Source organism: Parafrankia sp. FMc2 (assembly GCF_041008525.1).
GTDB lineage: Bacteria > Actinomycetota > Actinomycetes > Frankiales > Frankiaceae > Parafrankia.
In genome coordinates, this window is the sequence record NZ_JBFLUG010000018.1 from 1 (window position 1) to 19,963 (window position 19,963).

Sequence of the window (19,963 nt, forward strand, 5' to 3'; positions counted from 1 at the left end):
CGACCAGACCGCCCAGCCAGGCCGCCAGGGGGACAACCACCGGCCAGGGGTGGCGGGGGTAGCGGCCGCGCAGCTCCGCGCGGACCTGCGGGTAGCCGGTACGCCAGAACGACGCCAGGTCGCTTGTCACCGCCACCGGGCGGCCCGCAGGCGACAACAGATGGAGCACCAGCGGCGCGCGGCCGTCGGCGACGACGGGTACCCGCTCCCACCCGAACACCTCGGCGATCTTCACGGCCAGCACGGGGCCGGCCGCGCCGCTGGTGCCGCTGTAGTCGAGGCGTACCCGGGAGCCGCTCGGCACCGCCACCCGCTCGGGCGCCAGCTCGTCCAGGCGGGTGGCCTGTGGCCAGGGCAGGAGCCGGCACAGCGCGCGGCCGGCGTCGATGCGCCCGAGGTCGGCGCGGCGTCGCGCACCGTCGAGGTCCGGGCCGAGCCAGTCGGGGGCGGAGTCCAGCAGGGCGGCGTCGGTGACGTCGGGCCAGGGGGCACCGAGCAGCCGGTGGCAGAACGCGAGCCGGTCGCGCAGGGCGAGCGTGTCGGCGCTCCAGCGCAGCACGGAGAGCCCCGCGTCACGCAGCCCGTCGAGCACCGCGGCCCGCAGCAGGGACGGGTCGGGCCTGGCCGCCGGGCGTTCGGCGAGGATGATCGCGCCGAGGCGCTCGAGACGGCGGGCGATGATGTCGCCACCGGACCAGGCGACCTCGTCCTCGGTGCGCAGCAGCGCCGCGCCCGCCTCCCGCGCGGTGGCAGCGTCGAGGGTGACGGCGAGGCGCACGCGTGCGGAGGTCCGGCCGGGCCCGCGGTCGGCGACCGCGATGGCGAGCCATTCCGCCCCGGTCAACGCCGAGCCCGCGGCGATCTCGGCACCGGTCCCGCCCGCCATCAGATAGTTCGAGCTGCCGGCGTCGCGAGCCCGCGCGAGCCGCTCGGGGAAGGCGAGGCCGACCACCAGCCCCGCCGCAAGATCGTCGGTCATCCCACCGGTCCCCCGCGCCGCGGGCCTGGCAGATCTGCCGGGTTCACCGGGTTCAGCGGGTTCAGTGGGTGCCGCTTCCGCGGCCGCGCGCAGCCGGCGGGCCTCCTCCCGCCAGCGAGCGGACGCGGCCCGGTCGGTGCCGTCGCGCAGGCGGCGCCACCCGGCGACGAGGTCGTCGGAGGGACCGCCCACCGGGCCGTCCCCGGAGAGCATCGCCACGACCTCCGCCGCCCGGCGGGCGCCGACGGCCCGGGTGCCGTCGAGCAGCGCCCGCGCGAGCCGAGGATGGGCCCCGACCTGGGCGATCGAACGTCCCCGTGGGGTGACCCGGCCGGCGTCGTCGACGGCGCCGAGGGCCCGCAGCGAGACTCCGGCGGCCTCCATCGCGCCGGCGGGAGGCTCGCTGAGCAGCGGCAGGCCCACGCCGCCGGGATGGCCCCAGGCCGCCAGCTCCAGGGCGAAGGCGGTGAGGTCGGCGACGGCGATCTCCGGTTCCGGCTGGGCGGGCAGCCGGTCGTGCTCGGCGGCGGACCAGCAGCGGTACACCCGGCCCGGCGCCTCCCGGCCGGCCCGGCCCGCGCGCTGCCCGGCGGACGACCGCGACACCCGCACGGTGACCAGCGAGCCCAGCCCGCGGGCGTGGTCCATCCGCGGGGAGCGGGCCAGACCGGCGTCGACGACGACCCGCACACCGGGCACCGTGAGGCTGCTCTCCGCGACCGCGGTAGCCAGCACGACCCGGCGCCGCGGGCCGGCGCTCAGCACCGCATCCTGGGCCCCGCCGGTCTGGCGGCCGTGCAGGGTGAGCACGTCGACCGCGTCCCGATGCCCGGCGAGACGGCCGGCGACGGCGGCGATCTCACCGGCCCCGGGCAGGAAGACGAGCACATCACCGGGCGTCTCCCGCAGCGCGCGCCCGACGGTCGCGGCGACGTGGTCGAGCAGCTTCGGGTCGACCCGCAGGCCGTGCGCCGGGGCGATCGCCCCTGGTGGGGGTGCCCAGACCACCTCGACGTCGTACATCGAGGCGTCCGTCCCGATGACCGGCGCGGGCTGGCCGGGCGAGCCGAGCATCGCAGCCAGCAGCCGGGTGTCGGCTGTCGCGGAGGCGGCGAGCAGGAGCAGGTCGGGGCGCAGCGCGGCGCGGACGTCGAGCAGGAACGCGAGCGCCAGGTCGGCGTCGAGGTGGCGCTCGTGGCACTCGTCGAGGATGACCGCGTCGGTACCGGGCAGTTCGGGGTCGCGTTGCAGCCGCCGGACGAGCACTCCCGTCGTGACCACCTCGACCCTGGTGGACGGCCCCGCCCGGCGCTCGCCGCGGATCGTGTAGCCGACCGCGCCACCCACCTCGCCGCGACCCGCGGGGTCTGCACCAGCCCCGGCACCACCCCCCGCGCTCCCGCCGGCGAGGCTGGCCATCCGGCGGGCCGCGGCGCGGACGGCGATCCGCCGGGGTTCGACGACCAGTACCCGGCCGGGGACGTGGTCGGCGAGCGCGAGCGGGACGAGCGTCGTCTTGCCCGTGCCGGGCGGGGCGACCAGCACCGCGGCCCCGCCGGCCCCGCCAACCCCGGCATCGCTCGGCCCGTGCTGGTCGCGGGCGGTCAGCACGGCGACGAGCGCCGGCAGGGCGGCCCGGACGGGCAGGTCCGCCCCGGCGACCGTGAGGTCGGGCAACATGCGCCCAGTGTCCTCGGATCAACGTGGCGGGGGGCGGTGCTGCCCCGGGCTGTGGATGGCCGCGCGGCGGATGGCCGCACGGCGACCGAAGCGGATCAGTTCGCCCGATCAGGTGGCGGGTGCGCGTCCGAACGCGGGTGTGGAGGAGGGGACGTCCGCCGTGGGGTTGTCGATACGGGCGAGCTGGCGGGCGGCGGTGACCGCCTGGTCGCCGAACCTTTCGTAGAAGCGGGAGAGCAGGGCCAGGTCGATGGCGGCTTCGATGCCGTGGGGCCAGTCGGGGCTGGTCACGGCGGAGAGGAGCGACCGGTGCGTCTCGTCGATCGGGTCGTCGGCGTCCTCGACGCGCTGGGGGGCGGTCGGGTCCTGGCTGTTGATGGCGGTGACGAGCTGGGTGACGAGGTGGGCGCACAGCTCGCCGAGACGGGTGATGGTGGGATGCAGCGGCGCAGGCAGGGCGGGGGCCGGGGCGCGCCGGTCGGCGACGGCGGCGATGTGATTGGCCAGCCCCGCCATCCGTTCGATCGCCGCGGCGATCCGAAGGGCACCCAGAATCAGGCGAAGGTCCCCGGCCACCGGGGCTTCCAGAGCCAGCAACATGACCAGGTCGTCGTCGAGGGCGTCGGATCGGTCACGGATTCGCTTCGCCGCGGCGTGGATGGGGGCGGTGTCGGTGCGGCCGGCTGAGGGACCGGCCACGGCGGTGGTCGCGTCGGTCACCATCTGGCGGGTCTCGCTGGCCAGCTCGCTGAGCACCACGCGGATCCGCTCCAAGGCCTCGGTGTAGGCGAACCGATGCGGGCTGGGGACATCCATGTCGGTCAGTTTCCCCGAACATGCCCTTCCACGCCCTCGCTTGGCTGTGGACAATGCCCAGGCCGGGGTTCGCGTGGGTGGACCTTGTCGAGGATCGGCCGCACGTCCGACCAACAGCAGCGGAGGTTCGGCGCCGATCCGCCCGCGGGGTCCCTGAGCATGGTCCGGTCGGTCTCGACGCCTCCCAGGCGCTGGTAGAACCGCCGGGCGGAATGATTGGCCTCCATCACCCACAGCCACAGCCCTTGTCGGGGCTGTTCCGCATTCGTCCACGCGGCGGCGGTCTGCAACAGGGTCGTGCCCAGCCCACTGCCCTGCGCGTCGTGACGCACGTGCAGGTTCTCCACGTAGACCCCCCGACGCGGGTCCTCGTCCGCGAAGACGCAGATGAATCCCAGGAGGCCCGCCGCTGTGGAGGCGATCCACACCCGCTGGTCCCCGCGGGGGGCCGTCATGCGCTGGCGCCAGGCCGAGAGGCGCTCGCTGACCACGTCCCCGTCGAGGTAGGCGTCGCTCATCATGCCCCGATACGTGCGCCGCCAACTGTCGGCGTGGACGGGAGCGATTGTCTCGGCATCCGCTGGTAGGGCCCTGCGGATGGCCCAGCCTGTGGCGGCGGAAACGGGCGGGGAACCATCCCTCTGATCAGCCGTCACCATGAATGATCATTTCTCCGTTCTTCGACAGTGAACCGGGTGCTAGTAGGTCTGCTCCATGATTTTGAATCTCAGTGCCAGGATGCCGCCGGCGACCAGGGCTGTGCCCGCCATGATCCACAGAATGATCGAGTGGGTCGGCAGCGCGAGCGCGCCCAGTACGAATCCGACAATGATCAGGGCGACGGCGAGCCAGGATCCCGCGTTTCCCCGGCGATGCGCCCTGGCGGCCCGGGCCGCCTCCGGTCGTGCCGCGAACTGCCGGGCGAGACCGGCATCCTGCTTCGCCCGGTGATCCCCGATGGCCGCCACGGCGTGCCGGTCTTCCCTCCTCCTGACCGCGACGTGCACCTCCGGTCATCGTCGTCACCCAGCTGGATGGCCGGGCAGGCATGGACGTTCCACCCGCTTCGAGATCACCGTTCCCAGGACACCGCGGGCTGCACCTCCAGGAAAGGACGAACCAGGTTCGACTTCCCAGTTCGCACGCCGCAGGAATCCTCGCCGCCGCCAGCCAACGCTGTCCGTCGTCGCGGCAGTATCCGGTTATGTTGCTTCAGCCTGCCGCGACATATGAGCTTCGTGGCCCGAGCAGCTAGCGTGGACGCAGGGGCCGATCCGTGCAGATCATGTACAGGGCTGGAGGTGGCCGTGACCGACGGCGCTGAGGGTCCACGACGCCCGCCCGGGCGGACGACGGACGGCAGTGCACACGCCGCCGTCGAACGGGAGCGCCGGCTTACCGCGCGGGAGCACGAGGCCGACAGGCGTGATCGGGCGGCGGACGGCCGGGATCGTCTGGCCGAGGACCGCGAGCGCGCCGCTGACCAGCGGGAACGAAGTGCCGACGAGCGCGATGGGCTCGCCGATACCCGGGAGCGCTGGCTCACGGAACGCCAACGGCTCCTGGACGAGCGGACCCGCGAGCTGCGTGTCGCCGTGAGTGGGCACACTGCCGGCGGCGCGGAGACCCTGGAGCTCGCCCGCGCCGCGCTGGCACGCTCCCGGCAGCGGCTGGACCGTGCCGAAGCCGCTCTGGGCGACAATGACCGGCGGGCATCGCGCGAACAGGCCGAAATTGATCGCGAGGCCACGCGCAGCGACCGCGACACCCGAGACCGAACGGACAGCGGTTGAATGTGCCGCGAACCCGCCGTTGGAAAACGCCGGGGGAGGGCATGTTCGCGTCGTCAGACGTGTCGCGGGCCGGGATCACTCGACGGCGTCGGGGATGCGTGGGAGCGTCGCCGACGCCTGCTGCTGTCGGTGATGCTCGGGCTGGTCGGTCAGCCACCGAGCCGCCGGTCGGCGAGCACGCGGTGGACCTCGCGGGCGATCTGCCGCTGCTCGTCGGGGTGGATCAGCAGGATCGGGGTTCCGGTGGTGCTGAGCACGCGGTCCTGGTCCTGCACGGGGTCGAGTCCGGGCTGGGCGCCGAGGACGGCGAGCCGGGAGGTGATCGCTGCGCGGACTTCGGGCTGGTCGGCGCCTATCTCGCCGCTGAACACGATGGCGTCGAGGTGGTCGAGGCTGGTCGCGGCGGCGGCGATCTCCTGCGCGGCGCGCAGGCAGAACACCGCGAGCGCGAGCGCGGCGGCGGCACCGCTTCGGGCAGGTCACGATGGAAGACGGTGTCCAGACAGGCCACGTGGGGCACGTCGGGCACGGTCGAGGAAGTCGGCGAGTGCCCTGCCCGCCTCGTCGCTGTCGGGGGCGGTGTCGATGTCGGCCTGCTCGCTGATGTCGAGATTGGCTGGCCCGGCTCCCTCGTCGACGACGGCGAGCTTGAGGCTGTGCGACCCGGCGTTCACGGTCAGGACCACCGTGCCGGGATCCTGCTCCCAGGAGGGCGACGTCATGTCCACTCCCAGTTCGAGATCCAGTCGGGGTCCTGACCTGTCCGGCGCAGGTCGGCGCGGATGCCGTCGCGTTCGCGGGCGTAGCGGCCGGCCAGTTCGTCCCGGCGGTCGGACGACCCCGCCGCGTGTTGCAGCGCGGCGATGGCCACGTCGTGCCGGGTGACGCCGTTGCTGGCCAGCAGCTCGTAGGGCGTGGTCGTGGTGCCTTCCTCGACATAGCCCCTGACATGGAAGCGGCTCGCGTTCGGGCGGCGGTGGAGGCACTCGTGGACCGCCGACGGGTAGCCGTGGAAGTCGAAGATGACCGGTACGTCGTCGGCTCCGAAGCAGGCCGTGAACTCGTCGTCGGACAGCCCGTGCGGATGCTGGTCGGGTGGGGGCAGGGCGAGGAGGTCGACGACGTTGGTGACCCGAACCCGCAGGCCGGGGAGGTCGCGGCGCAGCATCCACGCCGCCGCCAGCGTCTCGACGGTGGGGACGTTGCCGGCGCAGGCGAGGACCACGTCCGGCGGTCCGCCGCGGTCGCTGCCGGCCCAGGCCCACGCGGCGGCACCGGCGCGGCAGTGCGCGCGGGCCTGGTCGAGGCTCAGCCACGGGGGGCTGGGGTTCTTGCCGGCGACGACCACGTTGATGCGGTCGGTGGAGGCCAGGCAGTGGGCCATGGTGACCAGCAGGCTGTTGGCGTCCGGGGGGAGGTAGACCCGGGCCGCGTCGGCCTTCTTGGTCAGGATGTTGTTGATGAACCCGGGACCCTGGTGGCTGTAGCCGTTGTGCTCCTGCCGCCACCCTTCGCTGGTGAGCAGGTAGTTCAGCGAGGCGACCGGTGCCCGCCAGGGCACCTCGCCCGCCATCTTCAGGAACTTGGCGTACTGGTTGACCATGCTGTCCACGATGGAGACGAATGCCTCGTAGCAGGGGAAGAGGCCGTGCCGGCCGGTGAGCAGATAGCCCTGGAGCCAGCCCTGGCAGTTGTGCTCGGAGAGCACCTCCATCACCCGCCCGGAGGGATCGAGGTGTTCGGCGTAGCCCGCCACGGGCCACTGCCACGCCCGCCCGGTGGCGTCGAGGACAGCGTCGAGCTTGTTGGAGTCCAGCTCGTCCGGGCACATGATCCGGAAGTCGCGGGAGTGTTCGGTGGCGCGCATCAGCTCCGCCAGCCACGGCCCCAGCGTCGGCGTCGCTCCGACGCGGCCCTGGCCGGGCCGGGGTACCGCGACCGCGAAGCGGTCCAGCGCCGGCAGCGGCAGATCGCGTCGGAGCTGGCCGCCGTTGGCCTCCGCGACCGCGCCGAGGCGGCGGTCACCCGTCGGGCAGCAGGCCAGGATGTCGTCGGCCGGGCTGCCGTCGGCATCGAACAGTTCCTGCGGGCGGTAGGACCGCAGCCAGGCCTCAAGTGCGGCGAGCTGTCGCGGGTCGTCGTGGACGCCTTCGAGTGGCACCTGGTGGGCGTTGAACGTGCCCTCCAGGGCCTGACCGCCGACCTCGGAGGGCAGTCCCCATCCCTTGCGGCTGCGCAGGACCAGCATGGGCCACGCCGGGTGCTCCGGTCGGCGGCCGGCGCGAGCCTGGTCCTGGATGGCGCGGATCCGCTGCCAGGCGTCGCACAGCGCCGCGTCCACCCGTGCGTCGGCGTCGAACTCGGGGTCGAAGTAGTCGCCGCGCACGTCGACGATCCGCGGTACCCAGCCGTGGCCGCGGTAGAGCGCGCACAGCTCCTCGTCGCTCATCGATCCCGTCTGCGTCGGTGAGGAGATCTTGTAGCCGTTGTCGTGCAGGATCGGCAGCACCGCGCCGCCGGTGACCGGGTCGAGGTACTTGTTGCCGTGCCAGGCCGCCGCCGTCGGGCCGGTCTCGGCCTCGCCGTCCCCGACCAGGCACGCGACGAGGAGGTCCGGTCGGTCCAGCGCGGCGCCGAAGGCGGTCGAGAGGGCGTACCCCAGCTCCCCGCCCTCGTGGATCACGCCGGGAACGGCGGGCGAGAGGTGGCTGGGGAAGCCGCCCGGCCAGGAGAACCGGCGCACCAGTTCGGTCAACCCGGCCTCGTCACGGCTCAGGCCCGGATCGAGCTCGGCATGCGTGCCCTCCAGCCAGAGGCTGGCATGGTTGGCCGGTGCGCCGTGGCCAGGCCCGGTCACCAGCAGCGTCCGGTGGCCCGTGCGCCGGATCAGCCCGTTGAGCCCGGCGTAAACGAGGGTGATGCCGGGGCAGGTACCCCAGTGGCCGAGCAGGCGCGGTTTGAGGTGCTCGACCCTGAGCGGCTCACGCAGCAGCACGTTGTCCTGCAGGAAGATCATCGCGGCCGCGGCGAAGTCAGCGGCACGCCGGTATCGGCGCACCGCGGTGGGTGAGTCCGAGTTCCTCACGACCGAACGACCCTTCGTTGCCAGCTGGCGCTGCGGTGTGCCGCACGCCCGCGTCTGCCGAAGGACATGGCACCTCCTCGATCCGCTGGTTCTGCCCTGTCATGCGCGGCTGGTCGGTACCAAAACCCCTCGGCAACCCCTCGGCAACCCGTCGGCAGCCCCTCGGCGAACCCGGGACACACCCGCCCTGCATCTGTTGATCTCTGCTCCTGCGTATGACGGGACACCCTGGGCATGAGGGCGAGGTGCGGAACTTCTACCCGGAGCCGTGAGAAGAGGCCATGAGAATGATCTTCCCGCCTGGTGGTGGGCTGGGTGCCCTGTCCTCGGCGCCGCCCGGCGAGACGCTCGGGGGGGAAGCGACGATCGTCGCAGTCGTGACGGCGCCACATCATGGGGTGGCCTTCGCCAACGACGCCTTCCGCCGGACGTTCCCGGCGGGCGACCAGGGGCGGCGCGTGACCCTCACCGACAACCCCTGGCCGGGCCTCGCGGTGCCCTGGCAACGCGTCGTCGAGATGGTCGACCTGGTGCAGCGCACCGGGGAGCCACAGCTGTGCGCGGAGACGCCGGTGCTGGGCCGTGACGCCGCCGGTGGTCCCCGGCAGCTCTTCCTGACGGTCGCCTGCTCCCCGTTGACGGACGACGACGCGGTCAGCGTGCTGGTGATGGCCGTGGACACGACCGAGAGCGTCTCCGCCCGGCTCGCCCTCGAACAGGGGCAGGCCCGGCTGCGGGAGAGCGAGCACCAGCACCGCGGCTTTTCCCTGACGTTGCAGCGAAGTCTGCTGCCGCCGCGTCGGCCGGTGGCGGACGACCTTGACGTTGCTGTCCGCTACCAGGCGGGCACCCTCGGGGCGGAGGTCGGGGGCGACTGGTACGACGTGCTCAACCTGGGCGCCGGTCGGGTGGCCGTGGTGATCGGCGACGTGATGGGCCAAGGCATGGCAGCTGCCGCGCTGATGGGCCAGCTCCGCGCCGCGGTCCGCAGCCTCCAGCATCTTGATCTCTCGCCCGCGGAGGTGCTCCGGCTGCTCGACCGGCTCGTCGACGACCTGCAGGCCGGTGCCGGTCCTGCCGACAGTCGTATCGTGACCTGCGTTTATGCCGTGTACGACCCGGGTGACGAGGTTCTCGTCTACAGCAGTGCCGGCCACCTGCCCCCGGTCATGCTGGAGCCGGACGGCACCGCGCGGCTACTCGCCGGGCCTGGCAGCCCTCCGCTCGGTGTCGGCTATGGCGGCGCCACGCAGCACGAGGTTCCCATCCAGCCCGGTTCGGTTCTGGTGCTGTACACCGACGGCCTGGTCGAGGACCGTCTCCGCGACATCGACCAGGGGATCGAACAACTGCGCCGGACACCGTGCCACACGGATGATCTCGAGGAGCTGGCCGACCGGATTCTGGACTCGCTCAGCCCGGCCGGGGGTTACGACGACGACGTGGCGCTGCTGCTGCTGCGAGTTCCCCGTCGCCCGGTGTCCGTCCTGGGCACCCGGCGCACCAGCATCGTCATCCCGCACCTGCCGCAGGCGGCCGGACACGCCCGTGGCCATGCCCGGCGGGTGCTGGACCGGTGGCGGGTTCCGGCCGATGTCGCGCAGGACGCGCTCCTCGCGGTGGGAGAACTCGTCGCCAACGCGATCGTGCACGGAGATCCCCCTATTCGGCTGGACATGCGCAGAAACGCGCACCGACTCGTGATCCAGGTCTCCGACGGCAATCTGCGGCCGCCGCGTGAAGCGCGGCCGGCCAGTGACGCCGAAAGCGGCCGCGGTCTCCGTATCGTCGCCGAGATCAGTTCCCGGTGGGGGGAACGCACGCTCCCGACCAGTAAAATCGTCTGGGCCGAACTGGCCCTTCCTGATCGAGGTGACGCCGACGACGCGCAGACGCCGATGCGACAGACACCGACCGCCCCGCCATCACGGCAACGGAGTAGGCCGTGGCCCACCGGAATCTGATCGTCGTGGGAGCTTCGGCGGGTGGAGTCGAAGCACCACGCGCGTTTGTCGGCGGCCTGCCGGCGGACCTGCAGGCCACGGTGCTGGTTGTTCTGCAGACGAGGCGATCGGCCAGCACCTGCTCGCCCTCGACATCGGCCTGCCGCTGGAGCGTCTCCTCCCGACTGCCCAGGCGGTGCCTCCGGCCGCTCAGGCGCGGACGTGGAACTGGAGGCGGTCAACCGGCGTGGGCGTGCGGTGAAGGTCCGGGTGAACGCCACCCCGCTGGCTCTGGGCGCGGACGACCCCACCGGATCGGTCCTCGTCATGCAGCTTCTCGGGGAGTGACCACTCCCCTCCGGGAAGGGAGTGACCAGTCCCGGACCCGGGTGTAGCCGTGCAGGAGCGGGCCGGAGGGTCGTGGGCGGGCGTCGGCGAGCGTGTCGGGGCGGCCGCACGAGCGTGACTCACAGCCGAGCCCCACCCCTCGTGGGAAGGACCGACCACCGCTCTGTCCATCCCGTTGGAGGGCGGCCACGCGAACGCCGGGGCGTGGTTTGTCTCTGAGTCGAGGGGCATGACCGCGATCGATCTGTTTCCCACCGACCAGGAGGGCTCTCATGGCTACGACCGTGGCTGAGATCATGACCCGCGACCCCGTGACGATCGAGGCCGATCAGCCGGTGATCGAGGCGGCACGTCGGATGCGGGGAGCCGATGCGGGCAACGTCATCGTGCTCGACCAGGGGCGCGTGGACGGTATTCTCACCGACCGCGACATCGCGCTGCGGGTGGTCGCCGAAGGCCTCGACCCCGCCGGGACGCCGGCCCGTGACGTGTACAGCCGTGACCTCACGACTGTCGCCCCGGATACCAGTATCGACCAGGCAGTCCAACTGATACGGGCCAATGCCGTCCGGCGGCTGCCGGTGGTGGAGAAAGGCCAGCTGGTCGGCGTTCTCAGCATCGGCGATCTGGCGATCGAGCGGGACGAGGACTCCGCGCTCGGGCAGATCAGCGCCGCCGTCGGAAACGACTGACCCCGATTCTGGGCCGGCGGGACCGCGACAGGCCCCGCCGGCCCAGGAAACCGCGCCGACTGCTGCCCTGCCCAGGGGCCGGTTACTGCCTTTCCCAGGGAGCGTCGTCGCCCATCTTCCGGTAGTACTTGGCGAGATGGTTCCTGACCCGGGTGATGTCGTTCTCCGGCAGGTCCACACCACCGCGGGAGCCCTGCATGACCGCGGCCGCGGCCATCACCCCGCGAGGAACGGCCGTCAGCTCGCCGTCGATCACGTCGGCGATGAGCAGCTTGTAGCCGGTGAACTCGTCCTTCTTCTCCTGGTCGTACCAGACGTGCGCCTCGCGGTACTTGCCGTTGGGGGCGTCCTGCGCGTGCGCCCAGCGCCGGACCCGCTTTTCGGCCTCGGTGCCGTTCCAGGCGCGTGCGCGGTCGGCCAGTGGGAGATCCCCGAAGGGCGTGACGGACATCCAGCCTCCTTGCGGTCCGTGTCCAGATCCTTCGGGTGGCCTTTCCCAGGTCTGCCGCGAAAACACCGCGCTCCCGTGGTCTGGCCGTCATCCAGTGCCCTGCCGGGCCGACAGCCTCAAATCGGGCGATGTCACCTTGATGGCGCGCTCGTCACGGATGGCCCGCCCGTCACGCCGCGGGCAGGGACAGCACCATGGTCAGGCCGCCGCCGGGTGTCTCGTCGGGGGTGAGGGTGCCGCCCATGGCCTCGGCGAGACCCCGGGACAGGGCCAGGCCCAGCCCGACCCCGGTGGTGTTGTCCCGGTCGCCGAGACGCTGGAACGGCTGGAAGACGTCCTCGTGCCGGGCGGCGGGGATGCCGGGTCCACGGTCGATGACGCGCAGTTCGACGCGGCCCCCCAAAGCGCTGGCGGTGATGGTCGGCGGGGTTTCGGCGGGCCCGTGCCGCAGGGCGTTGCTGACGAGGTTGACGATGACCCGTTGGAGCAGCGTCGGGTCGGCCGTGACGGTGGGCAGGTCCTCGGGTACCCGCACATCGATCCGGCTGGCCGGTGGGCCGATCTCGTCGAGGGCGGGCTGGACGATGTCGTCGAGCCCGACGGGGCGCGGGAAGACGCTGAGGACACCTGCCTGCAGGCGGGACATGTCGAGCAGGTTCTCGACCAGGTGGGTGAGCTTGTCCAGGGACTCGTCGGCGGCGGTGAGCAGTTCGGCCCGTTCGTCCTCGGTGAGGGTGATGCCCGGTTCGCGGAGGCCGCTGACAGCGACCTTGGCCGCGGCGAGCGGGGTGCGCAGGTCGTGGCTGACGGCGGTGAGCAGCGCGGTGCGGACCTTGTCCGCCTCGGCGATCGGGGCGGCCTCGGCGGCTGCCTCGCGCAGCCGGTGCTGGTCGAGGGCGACAGCCGCCTGGGCGGCGAACGCGGTGAGGATCCGCCGGTCCGCGGCGGGCAGCGACCGCCCGGTGAGCGAGAGGCACAGGTTGTCGCGCACGGGAATGTCGACCCGGTCGTGGAGCCGGTCGTCGACCCGGTCGCCGGTGGGGGAGCCCCCCGTCGCCGACAGATCGGTGCCGACGGTCATCACCGGATGCCAGTCGGCGGTGGGCTGCTTGTCGCCGACACGTTCGAGCAGCGTCACCGAGGTCATCCCGAAGGTCTCCTGGGCACGGCCGAGGAGGGCGGGCAGGGCGTCCTCGCCGCGCAGCACGCTGCCGGCGAGCATGGAGAGGGTGGCGGCCTCGGCGGAGGCGCGCACGGCCTGCCCGTAACGCCGGGCGGAGATGGACACGACCCGGCTGACCAGGCCGGCGACCAGGACGAAGCCGAGCAGCGCCAGCGCGTTGTCGCCGTCCGCGACGGTCCAGTCGTTGACCGGGGCGGTGAAGTAGTAGTTGAGCAGCAGCGAGCTGGTGACGGCGCAGAGCAGCGCGGGCCCGAACCCGCCGACGAGCGCCACGATGACCGTGATCAGCAGGTAGCCGAGCATCTCCGTGGTCAGGTTGAACGTGCCCCGGCTGGCGGTGAGGCCGGCGGTGAGCGCCGGGACGAGCGCGAGCGTGAGCACCGTGGCGAGGATGCGCCGGCGTGGCTCCAGCGCCGCGGTTCGGGCGCGGGCGCGGGGACGGCGTCGGGCGAGCCGCCAGCCGTTCCGGCCGGGCCGGTGCGCCCGCTCCTCCTCGCCACCCGCCGGGGTCCGCCGGTGTCCCCACGCCTCGGAATGGGTGACCATGTGGACGTCGATGGAGCCGGACCTGCTGGTCGTGGTCGTGCCGATGCCGGGGCTGAGGCTGCGGGCGAACCGGCCGCGCCTGCTGGCGCCGAGCACGAGCTGGGTGGCGTTCTCGGCCCGGGCGAAGTCGAGGAGCGCGGTGGGGACGTGGTCGCCGATCACCTGGTGGTAGCTGCCGCCAAGGCTCTCGACCAGGGCGCGCTGCCGGGCGAGAGCGGACGGGTCCGCGCCGGTCAGGCCGTCGGAGCGGGCGACGTGGACCGCGAGCAGGTCGGCGCCCTTGCTGCGGGCGGCGATGCGGCTGGCGCGGCGGATCAGCGTGTCGCCCTCGGGCCCGCCGGTGAGCGCCACGACGACCCGTTCGCGGGTCTCCCAGGTGCCGCCGATGCCGTGGTCGGCGCGGTAGCGGTCGAGCTGGTCGTCGACCTTGCCGGCGAGCCAGAGCAGGGCGAGTTCGCGCAGCGCGGTGAGGTTGCCGACGCGGAAGTAGTTGGCCAGGGCGGCGTCCACCTTCTCGGGCCCGTAGACGTTGCCGTGGGCCATCCGGCGGCGTAGTGCCTCGGGGGCCATGTCGACGAGTTCGACCTGGTCGGCGCGGCGGACGACGTCGTCGGGGACGGTCTCCCGCTGCGGGACGCCGGTGATGGTCTCGACGACATCGTTGAGCGACTCCAGGTGCTGGACGTTGACGGTGGAGATGACGTCGATGCCGGCGGCGAGCAGTTCCTGGACGTCGAGCCAACGCTTGGTGTGACGGCTGCCCGGGACGTTGGTGTGCGCCAGCTCGTCGACGAAGGCGACCTCGGGATGTCGGGCGAGGACGGCGTCAAGGTCCATCTCGGTGAACGATCCGCCCCGGTGCTCGAGGATCTGCCGGGGGATGATCTCCAGGCCGTCGAGCATGGCGGCGGTGCGTGGCCGGCCGTGGGTCTCGACGAAACCGATGACGACGTCGGTGCCCCGGTCGGCGCGGCGGTGGGCCTCGTCGAGCGCGGCGTAGGTCTTGCCGACGCCCGGTGCGGCGCCCAGGTAGATCCGCAGGGTCCCTCGTGTCACCCGCCCATCGTGCGGGCGGGGACAGCCCGCTGGAAGGCCCCGCGGCCGTCTCCTCCGACGGTTCTCATGATCGCCGTTAGTGGTGCGTGAGAAAGTGCCGCGTCGCTGTTAGAAACCTGTGAGAGATCACCAGAACCGGGATCCACCGAGCTTTACTGGCGACGCTGCCCGATCCTGCCGCTCACGGCGGTCCAGGGGGGCTTGCTTCCGTTGCCGGCGAGGGAGGACTCGTGCTCGACGTGGTGTACGCGGCGCTGACACCGGGGTGTTTCGCGCTGCTCGCGCTTGTGTTGCGGGGGGTCGAGCGGCTGTGACCGCGGAGAACATAGCCGGCCTTGTCCTGGCGATCGGGCTGGGAGTCTTCGTGATCGCGGCCCTGCTGTTTCCGGAGCGTTTCTAGTGTCCGCCACGACCGCGGGTGTTCTGGTTGTCCTGCTCCTGGTCGCCGCGCTGGCGGTGACGTACCGGCCGTTCGGTGACCACATGTACCGGGTGTACGCGAGCGAGAAGCACCTGCCGGTGGAACGGGCGGTCTACCGGCTGACCGGGGTGAATCCGGGCGTGGGCCAGCGGTGGCCGGTGTACGCCCGCAGCGTGCTCGCCTTCTCGTCGGTGTCCGTGCTGTTTCTGTACCTGATGCAGCGGGTCCAGGGTCATCTGCCGTGGAATCCTGGATTCTCCGGGGTCTCGCCAGCGCTGGCCTGGAACACCGCCGTGAGTTTCACGACGAACACGAACTGGCAGGCGTACTCCGGTGAGTCGACGATGTCGCACCTCACCCAGATGACCGGCCTGGCGGTGCAGAACTTCGCCTCGGCCGCTGTCGGCATCTCGGTGGCTATCGCGGTCGTGCGCGGTTTCGCGCGCCGGCGGGCGCCGGTCGCGGCCGGGCCGGGCAGCATGGACGGCGTCGTGGGCACCGGTGACGAGATCGGCAACTTCTGGGTCGATCTGACCAGGACGATCGTGCGGATCCTGCTGCCGATCTGTGTCGTCGGCGCGGTCGTGCTGATCGCCGGCGGAGTGGTCCAGAACCTGCACGGCAACCAGCTCGTGACGACGCTGGCCGACGGCGAGCAGGCGATCACGGGTGGGCCGGTGGCCAGCCAGGAGGTCATCAAGGAGCTCGGCACCAACGGCGGCGGCTTCTACAACGTCAACTCGGCGCATCCGTTCGAGAACCCGGCGGCGTGGACGAACCTGTTCGAGATCTATCTCCTGCTGATGATCGCCTTCTCGCTGCCGCGCACCTTCGGCCGGATGGTCGGGGACAGGCGCCAGGGCCTGGCGATCGTCGCGGCGATGGCGCTGATCGCGCTGGGCAGCCTCGCGGTGAACATGGCCTTCCAGGGCGCGCACCACGGAACCGTCCCCGAGGCCGTCGGAGCCGCCACGGAGGGCACCGACACCCGTTTCGGTGTCGCGAACTCGGCGCTTTTCGCCACCGCCACCACGTTGACATCCACCGGCGCGGTGAACTCCTTCCACGACTCCTACACAAGCCTCGGCGGTGCCTCGCTGCTGTTCAACATGATGCTGGGCGAGGTCGCGCCGGGAGGTGTCGGCTCAGGTCTGTACGGAATGCTGATCCTCGCCGTGGTGACGGTGTTCGTCGCCGGACTGATGATCGGGCGCACACCGGAGTACGTCGGGAAGAAGATCGGCGCGCGCGAGATGAAGTTCGCGTCGCTGTACTTCCTGACCACACCGATCATCGTGCTGCTCGGAACCGGCACCGCGATGGCGATGCCCGGCCAGCGGGCCGGCATGCTCAACTCCGGCGCGCACGGCCTGTCCGAGGTCCTCTACGCCTTCACCTCCGCGGGCAACAACAACGGATCGGCCTTCGCCGGCATCACCGTGAACACCACCTGGTACAACACCGCGCTCGGCCTGGCGATGATGTTCGGCCGATTTCTCCCGATGATTTTCGTGCTCGGGCTCGCGGGTTCGCTCGCCCGGCAGGCACCGGTACCCGTCACGGCCGGAACGCTGCCGACGCACCGGCCTCAGTTCGTCGGGATGCTCGCCGGCGTCACCCTGATCATCGTGGCGCTCACCTTCTTTCCCGCGCTGGCTCTCGGGCCCCTCGCGGAAGGGATCCACTGACCGATGAGTACCACCACCATCGCCACCCGCCCGGACGCCCCAGGCAACGCCCCCGGCAACCGCCGGGAGGCTGTCGCGGACCGGCCGCGCCGGGTCGGGGGCGGCCTGCTCGACCCGAAGCAGCTCTGGAAATGCCTGCCAAGCGCCGTGCGCAAGCTCGACCCGCGCACCCTGTGGCACAACCCGGTGATGCTGATCGTCGAGGTCGGCGCCGCGTTCACCGCTGTTCTCGCGATCACCGACCCGTCGACGTTCGGCTGGCTGATCACGGTCTGGCTGTGGCTCACCGTGATCTTCGCGAACCTCGCCGAGGCCGTCGCCGAGGGACGTGGCAAGGCCCAGGCGGCGGCCCTGCGCCGCACCCGGACCGACACCGTCGCCCGCCGGCTCACCGGCTGGCAGCCCGGTCAGGCCGGTCAGGCCGGGCAGGGCGTCGAGGCCGTCGAGGACGCGACCGTGGAGCAGGTTCCCGCGCCGCTGCTCGCCCGGAACGACCTCGTCGTCGTGGACGCGGGGGAGTTCATCCCCGGTGACGGGGACATCGTCGCGGGCATCGCCAGTGTCGACGAGTCAGCGATCACCGGCGAGTCGGCGCCGGTGATCCGCGAGTCCGGCGGCGACCGGTCCTCGGTCACCGGCGGGACGAGGGTGCTCTCCGACCGGATCGTCGTGCGGATCACCCAGCAGCCCGGGGAGAGCTTCATCGATCGGATGATCGCCCTGGTCGAGGGCGCGAACCGGCGGAAGACCCCGAACGAGATCGCGCTCAACATCCTGCTGGCCGCACTCACCGTCATCTTCCTGTTGGCTGTCGCCACCCTGCAGCCACTGGCGATCCACGCGAAGGCGCAGCAGCCGGCGCTCCCGGACAGCTCCACCCTGACCGGCGACGGCATCACCGGGATCGTGCTGGCGTCGCTGCTGGTCTGCCTGATCCCGACCACCATCGGCGCACTGCTCTCCGCGATCGGCATCGCCGGGATGGACCGGCTCGTCCAGCGCAACGTGCTCGCGATGAGCGGCCGGGCCGTCGAGGCCGCCGGGGACGTCAACACCCTGCTGCTCGACAAGACCGGCACCATCACCCTGGGCAACCGGCAGGCGAGTGCCTTTCTCTCGGTCGGCGACGTGAGCGAGGCCGAGCTGGCGGATGCCGCGCAGCTCTCGTCGCTCGCCGACGAGACCCCCGAGGGGCGTTCCGTCGTGGTGTTCGCGAAGGAGCGCCACGGCCTGCGGGAACGCACTCCCGGCGAGCTGCGGCACGCCACGTTCGTGCACTTCACCGCCCAGACCAGGATGTCCGGCGTCGACCTCGCCGCCCAGCCGGCGGACGGCCCGGAGCCCGGTGCCGCGGAGCCGGGTGCCGTTGAGCTTGGCGCTGCGGTGCCCGGCTCCGCGGAGCCCGGCGCGGGAGCGGGAGCGGGAGCGGGGGTGCGGCGGGTCCGCAAGGGCGCGGCGAGTGCGGTCACCCGGTGGGTACGGGAGAACGGCGGCCACGTCCCGGCCCAGGTGGGGGAGATCGTCGACGGCATCTCCGCCTCGGGGGGCACCCCGCTTGTCGTCGGTGAGGTGACCGAAGGGCCGTCCGGGTCGAGCGCGCGGGTCCTGGGCGTCATCCAGCTCAAGGACGTCGTGAAGTCCGGCATGCGGGAACGGTTCGACGCCATGCGCCGGATGGGCATCCGCACCGTCATGATCACCGGGGACAACCCGCTCACCGCGAGGGCGATCGCCGAGGAGGCGGGGGTCGACGACTTCCTCGCCGAGGCCACCCCGGAGGACAAGCTCGCGCTGATCCGCCGGGAGCAGGCCGACGGCAAGCTGGTCGCGATGACCGGCGACGGCACCAACGACGCACCCGCGCTCGCGCAGGCAGACGTCGGAGTGGCGATGAACACCGGCACGTCGGCCGCGAAGGAGGCCGGCAACATGGTCGACCTCGACAGCGACCCAACTAAGCTGATCGAGATTGTCGAAATAGGCAAGCAGCTACTCATCACCCGCGGGGCGCTGACGACCTTCTCCATCGCCAACGACGTCGCCAAGTACTTCGCGATCATCCCGGCGATGTTCGCCGGCGTCTACTCCGGCCTGGACACGCTCAACGTCATGCGGCTGGCCAGCCCCGAGTCGGCGATCCTCTCCGCGGTCATCTTCAACGCCCTCGTCATCGTCGCCCTGATTCCGCTCGCGCTGCGCGGCGTGCGGTACACGCCGGCCAGCGCCTCGAAGCTGCTCAGCCGCAACCTCTACCTCTACGGCCTCGGCGGGATCGTCGTCCCCTTCGTCGGTATCAAGGCCATCGATCTTCTCGTCCAGTTCGTTCCGGGAGTGGGCTGAACCATGCCGACACGGTTTCCGTCCTGGCTGCGCCAGCACCTCGCGGCGCTGCGCACCCTGCTCGTCCTCACCGTGGTCCTAGGGGTCGCATACCCGCTCGCGATCCTCGCCGTCGCCCAGCTACCCGGCCTGAAGGACCGGGCCGACGGCTCCCTCGTCACCAACGCGCGGGGGCAGCACGTCGGCTCGTCCCTGATCGGCCAGTCGTTCACCGACAGCGACGGCAACCCGCTGCCCGCCTACTTCCAGAGCCGGCCGTCCGCCGCGGGCGACGGCTACGACCCGACCTCCACCTCGGCGTCCAACCTCGGCCCCGAGGACGTCGTCGACACCGTCGACGACCCCGCCACCCCCGACGACGAGAGCGGGCAGAGCCTGCTCACCCAGGTCTGCGCGCGCAGCCTGGCGATCGGTGAACGGGAAGGAGTCGACGGAGCCCGCAGGTACTGCACCGCCTCGGGCGTCGGGGCCGTCCTCGCCGCCCACCACGCCGGCCCCGGTTTCGACGGCCCGATCACCCGGGTGGTGAGCGTCAACGAGGCCTGCCCCACCACCCCGTTCCTCGCCACCTACCAGGGCGTCGCGGTCGCCTGCCGGGAGCCCGGTGACGACATCGCCGCCGGCGAGCGGGTCGTCGTCCGCGGCGGCGCTCCCGACAACCCGGCCGTGCCCGCCGACGCCGTGACCGCCAGCGGCAGCGGCCTCGACCCCGGCATCAGCCCGGCCTACGCCGAGCTGCAGATTCCCCGGGTCGCCCGTGAGCGCGGGCTGCCCGTCGACCGGGTCGCGGCCCTCGTCGACGAGAACACCACCGGACGGGCCCTGGGCTTCATCGGCGAACCGAGCGTCAACGTCCTCGCGCTGAACCTCGATCTGGACCGCGTGTCCGCGGGGCCCTGAGCCAGACTCGACAGCTCGACAGCTCGACAGCTCGATAAGTTC

General features: G+C 71.9%; 17 protein-coding genes. 8 read left to right on the top strand and 9 right to left on the bottom strand.

Annotated features, from left to right (window positions below; translation table 11 throughout):
- The 4 genes from hrpB to AB1460_RS09185 form a co-directional block, all read right to left on the bottom strand.
- On the bottom strand, positions 1-2,659 hold a 2,659-nt coding region (hrpB, locus tag AB1460_RS09170; protein ID WP_368960312.1), incomplete at its 3' end, for an ATP-dependent helicase HrpB.
- A 108-nt stretch (positions 2,660-2,767) separates the two neighbouring features.
- Positions 2,768-3,475, bottom strand: a complete 708-nt coding sequence (locus tag AB1460_RS09175; protein ID WP_368960314.1) for a phosphate signaling complex PhoU family protein — start codon at positions 3,473-3,475, stop codon at positions 2,768-2,770.
- A gap of 5 nt (positions 3,476-3,480) precedes the next feature.
- Positions 3,481-3,996 (bottom strand): GNAT family N-acetyltransferase, encoded by a 516-nt coding sequence (locus AB1460_RS09180; RefSeq protein WP_368960315.1) that lies wholly within the window; start codon positions 3,994-3,996, stop codon positions 3,481-3,483.
- 177 nt (positions 3,997-4,173) lie between these two features.
- A complete protein-coding gene (locus AB1460_RS09185) occupies positions 4,174-4,443 on the bottom strand; it encodes a hypothetical protein (RefSeq protein ID WP_368960316.1) in 270 nt (89 codons plus the stop codon).
- Positions 4,444-4,782: 339 nt separating this feature from the next.
- Between AB1460_RS09185 and AB1460_RS09190 the strand changes: the two genes are divergently transcribed.
- On the top strand, positions 4,783-5,268 hold the full coding sequence (locus AB1460_RS09190; RefSeq protein ID WP_368960318.1) for a hypothetical protein: 486 nt from the start codon (positions 4,783-4,785) through the stop codon (positions 5,266-5,268).
- 149 nt (positions 5,269-5,417) lie between these two features.
- On the opposite strand, the gene AB1460_RS09195 is transcribed toward AB1460_RS09190, so the two are convergent.
- The 3 genes from AB1460_RS09195 to AB1460_RS09205 are packed head-to-tail and all read right to left on the bottom strand — an operon-like array spanning position 5,418 to position 8,353.
- On the bottom strand, positions 5,418-5,708 hold the full coding sequence (locus AB1460_RS09195) for a hypothetical protein (protein ID WP_420497226.1): 291 nt from the start codon (positions 5,706-5,708) through the stop codon (positions 5,418-5,420).
- 39 nt (positions 5,709-5,747) lie between these two features.
- Positions 5,748-5,990, bottom strand: a complete 243-nt coding sequence (locus AB1460_RS09200) for a hypothetical protein (RefSeq protein WP_368960319.1) — start codon at positions 5,988-5,990, stop codon at positions 5,748-5,750.
- Positions 5,987-8,353, bottom strand: a complete 2,367-nt coding sequence (locus AB1460_RS09205) for a phosphoketolase (protein WP_368960320.1) — start codon at positions 8,351-8,353, stop codon at positions 5,987-5,989. Before AB1460_RS09205 ends, AB1460_RS09200 begins: the two co-directional genes overlap by 4 nt.
- 281 nt (positions 8,354-8,634) lie before the next feature.
- Here AB1460_RS09205 and AB1460_RS09210 point away from each other — a divergent pair, with 281 nt between their 5' ends.
- The 3 genes from AB1460_RS09210 to AB1460_RS09225 all read left to right on the top strand — a co-directional run bounded on the left by AB1460_RS09210 (position 8,635) and on the right by AB1460_RS09225 (position 11,336).
- Complete coding sequence (locus AB1460_RS09210) at positions 8,635-10,317, top strand: ATP-binding SpoIIE family protein phosphatase (protein WP_368960321.1); 1,683 nt, start codon at positions 8,635-8,637, stop codon at positions 10,315-10,317.
- Positions 10,318-10,518: 201 nt separating this feature from the next.
- Complete coding sequence (locus tag AB1460_RS09220; protein ID WP_368960411.1) at positions 10,519-10,644, top strand: hypothetical protein; 126 nt, start codon at positions 10,519-10,521, stop codon at positions 10,642-10,644.
- 272 nt (positions 10,645-10,916) lie between these two features.
- Positions 10,917-11,336: a CBS domain-containing protein gene (locus AB1460_RS09225; protein WP_368960323.1), complete on the top strand. Its 420-nt coding sequence runs from the start codon at positions 10,917-10,919 to the stop codon at positions 11,334-11,336.
- An 82-nt stretch (positions 11,337-11,418) separates the two neighbouring features.
- Here AB1460_RS09225 and AB1460_RS09230 read toward each other — a convergent pair whose 3' ends face one another.
- Together AB1460_RS09230 and AB1460_RS09235 are read right to left on the bottom strand one after the other, a co-directional pair.
- Entirely contained in the window at positions 11,419-11,787 is a 369-nt protein-coding gene (locus AB1460_RS09230; protein WP_368960324.1) for a hypothetical protein, read from the bottom strand.
- Positions 11,788-11,956: 169 nt separating this feature from the next.
- Positions 11,957-14,572, bottom strand: a complete 2,616-nt coding sequence (locus AB1460_RS09235; protein ID WP_368960325.1) for a sensor histidine kinase — start codon at positions 14,570-14,572, stop codon at positions 11,957-11,959.
- A 310-nt stretch (positions 14,573-14,882) separates the two neighbouring features.
- On the opposite strand from AB1460_RS09235, the gene kdpF reads away from it, so the two are divergent.
- From kdpF to AB1460_RS09255, 4 genes are read left to right on the top strand one after another with little or no spacing between them, the layout of a single operon-like run.
- Positions 14,883-14,972, top strand: coding sequence for a K(+)-transporting ATPase subunit F (gene kdpF, locus AB1460_RS09240; protein ID WP_368960326.1), 90 nt, complete (start codon positions 14,883-14,885; stop codon positions 14,970-14,972).
- Positions 14,972-16,681, top strand: a complete 1,710-nt coding sequence (gene kdpA / locus AB1460_RS09245) for a potassium-transporting ATPase subunit KdpA (protein ID WP_368960328.1) — start codon at positions 14,972-14,974, stop codon at positions 16,679-16,681. The genes kdpF and kdpA overlap by 1 nt, the downstream gene beginning before the upstream one ends.
- Before the next feature lie 3 nt (positions 16,682-16,684).
- On the top strand, positions 16,685-19,021 hold the full coding sequence (gene kdpB / locus AB1460_RS09250) for a potassium-transporting ATPase subunit KdpB (RefSeq protein WP_368960330.1): 2,337 nt from the start codon (positions 16,685-16,687) through the stop codon (positions 19,019-19,021).
- Between the two features lie 3 nt (positions 19,022-19,024).
- Positions 19,025-19,921 carry a potassium-transporting ATPase subunit C gene (locus AB1460_RS09255; protein ID WP_368960331.1) on the top strand — a complete coding sequence of 299 codons (897 nt, stop codon included), beginning with the start codon at positions 19,025-19,027 and terminating at the stop codon, positions 19,919-19,921.
- The last annotated feature ends 42 nt before the right edge of the window (positions 19,922-19,963 follow it).

Bases quoted from the DNA above. Each gene is read 5' to 3' on its own strand.
- AB1460_RS09175 (WP_368960314.1), bottom strand. From the start codon at position 3,475: ATGGATGTCCCCAGCCCGCATCGGTTCGCCTACACCGAGGCCTTGGAG.
- AB1460_RS09180 (WP_368960315.1), bottom strand. From the start codon at position 3,996: ATGATGAGCGACGCCTACCTCGACGGGGACGTGGTCAGCGAGCGCCTC.
- AB1460_RS09200 (WP_368960319.1), bottom strand. From the start codon at position 5,990: ATGACGTCGCCCTCCTGGGAGCAGGATCCCGGCACGGTGGTCCTGACC.
- AB1460_RS09210 (WP_368960321.1), top strand. From the start codon at position 8,635: ATGAGAATGATCTTCCCGCCTGGTGGTGGGCTGGGTGCCCTGTCCTCG.
- AB1460_RS09225 (WP_368960323.1), top strand. From the start codon at position 10,917: ATGGCTACGACCGTGGCTGAGATCATGACCCGCGACCCCGTGACGATC.
- AB1460_RS09230 (WP_368960324.1), bottom strand. From the start codon at position 11,787: ATGTCCGTCACGCCCTTCGGGGATCTCCCACTGGCCGACCGCGCACGC.
- kdpB (WP_368960330.1), top strand. From the start codon at position 16,685: ATGAGTACCACCACCATCGCCACCCGCCCGGACGCCCCAGGCAACGCC.
- AB1460_RS09255 (WP_368960331.1), top strand. From the start codon at position 19,025: ATGCCGACACGGTTTCCGTCCTGGCTGCGCCAGCACCTCGCGGCGCTG.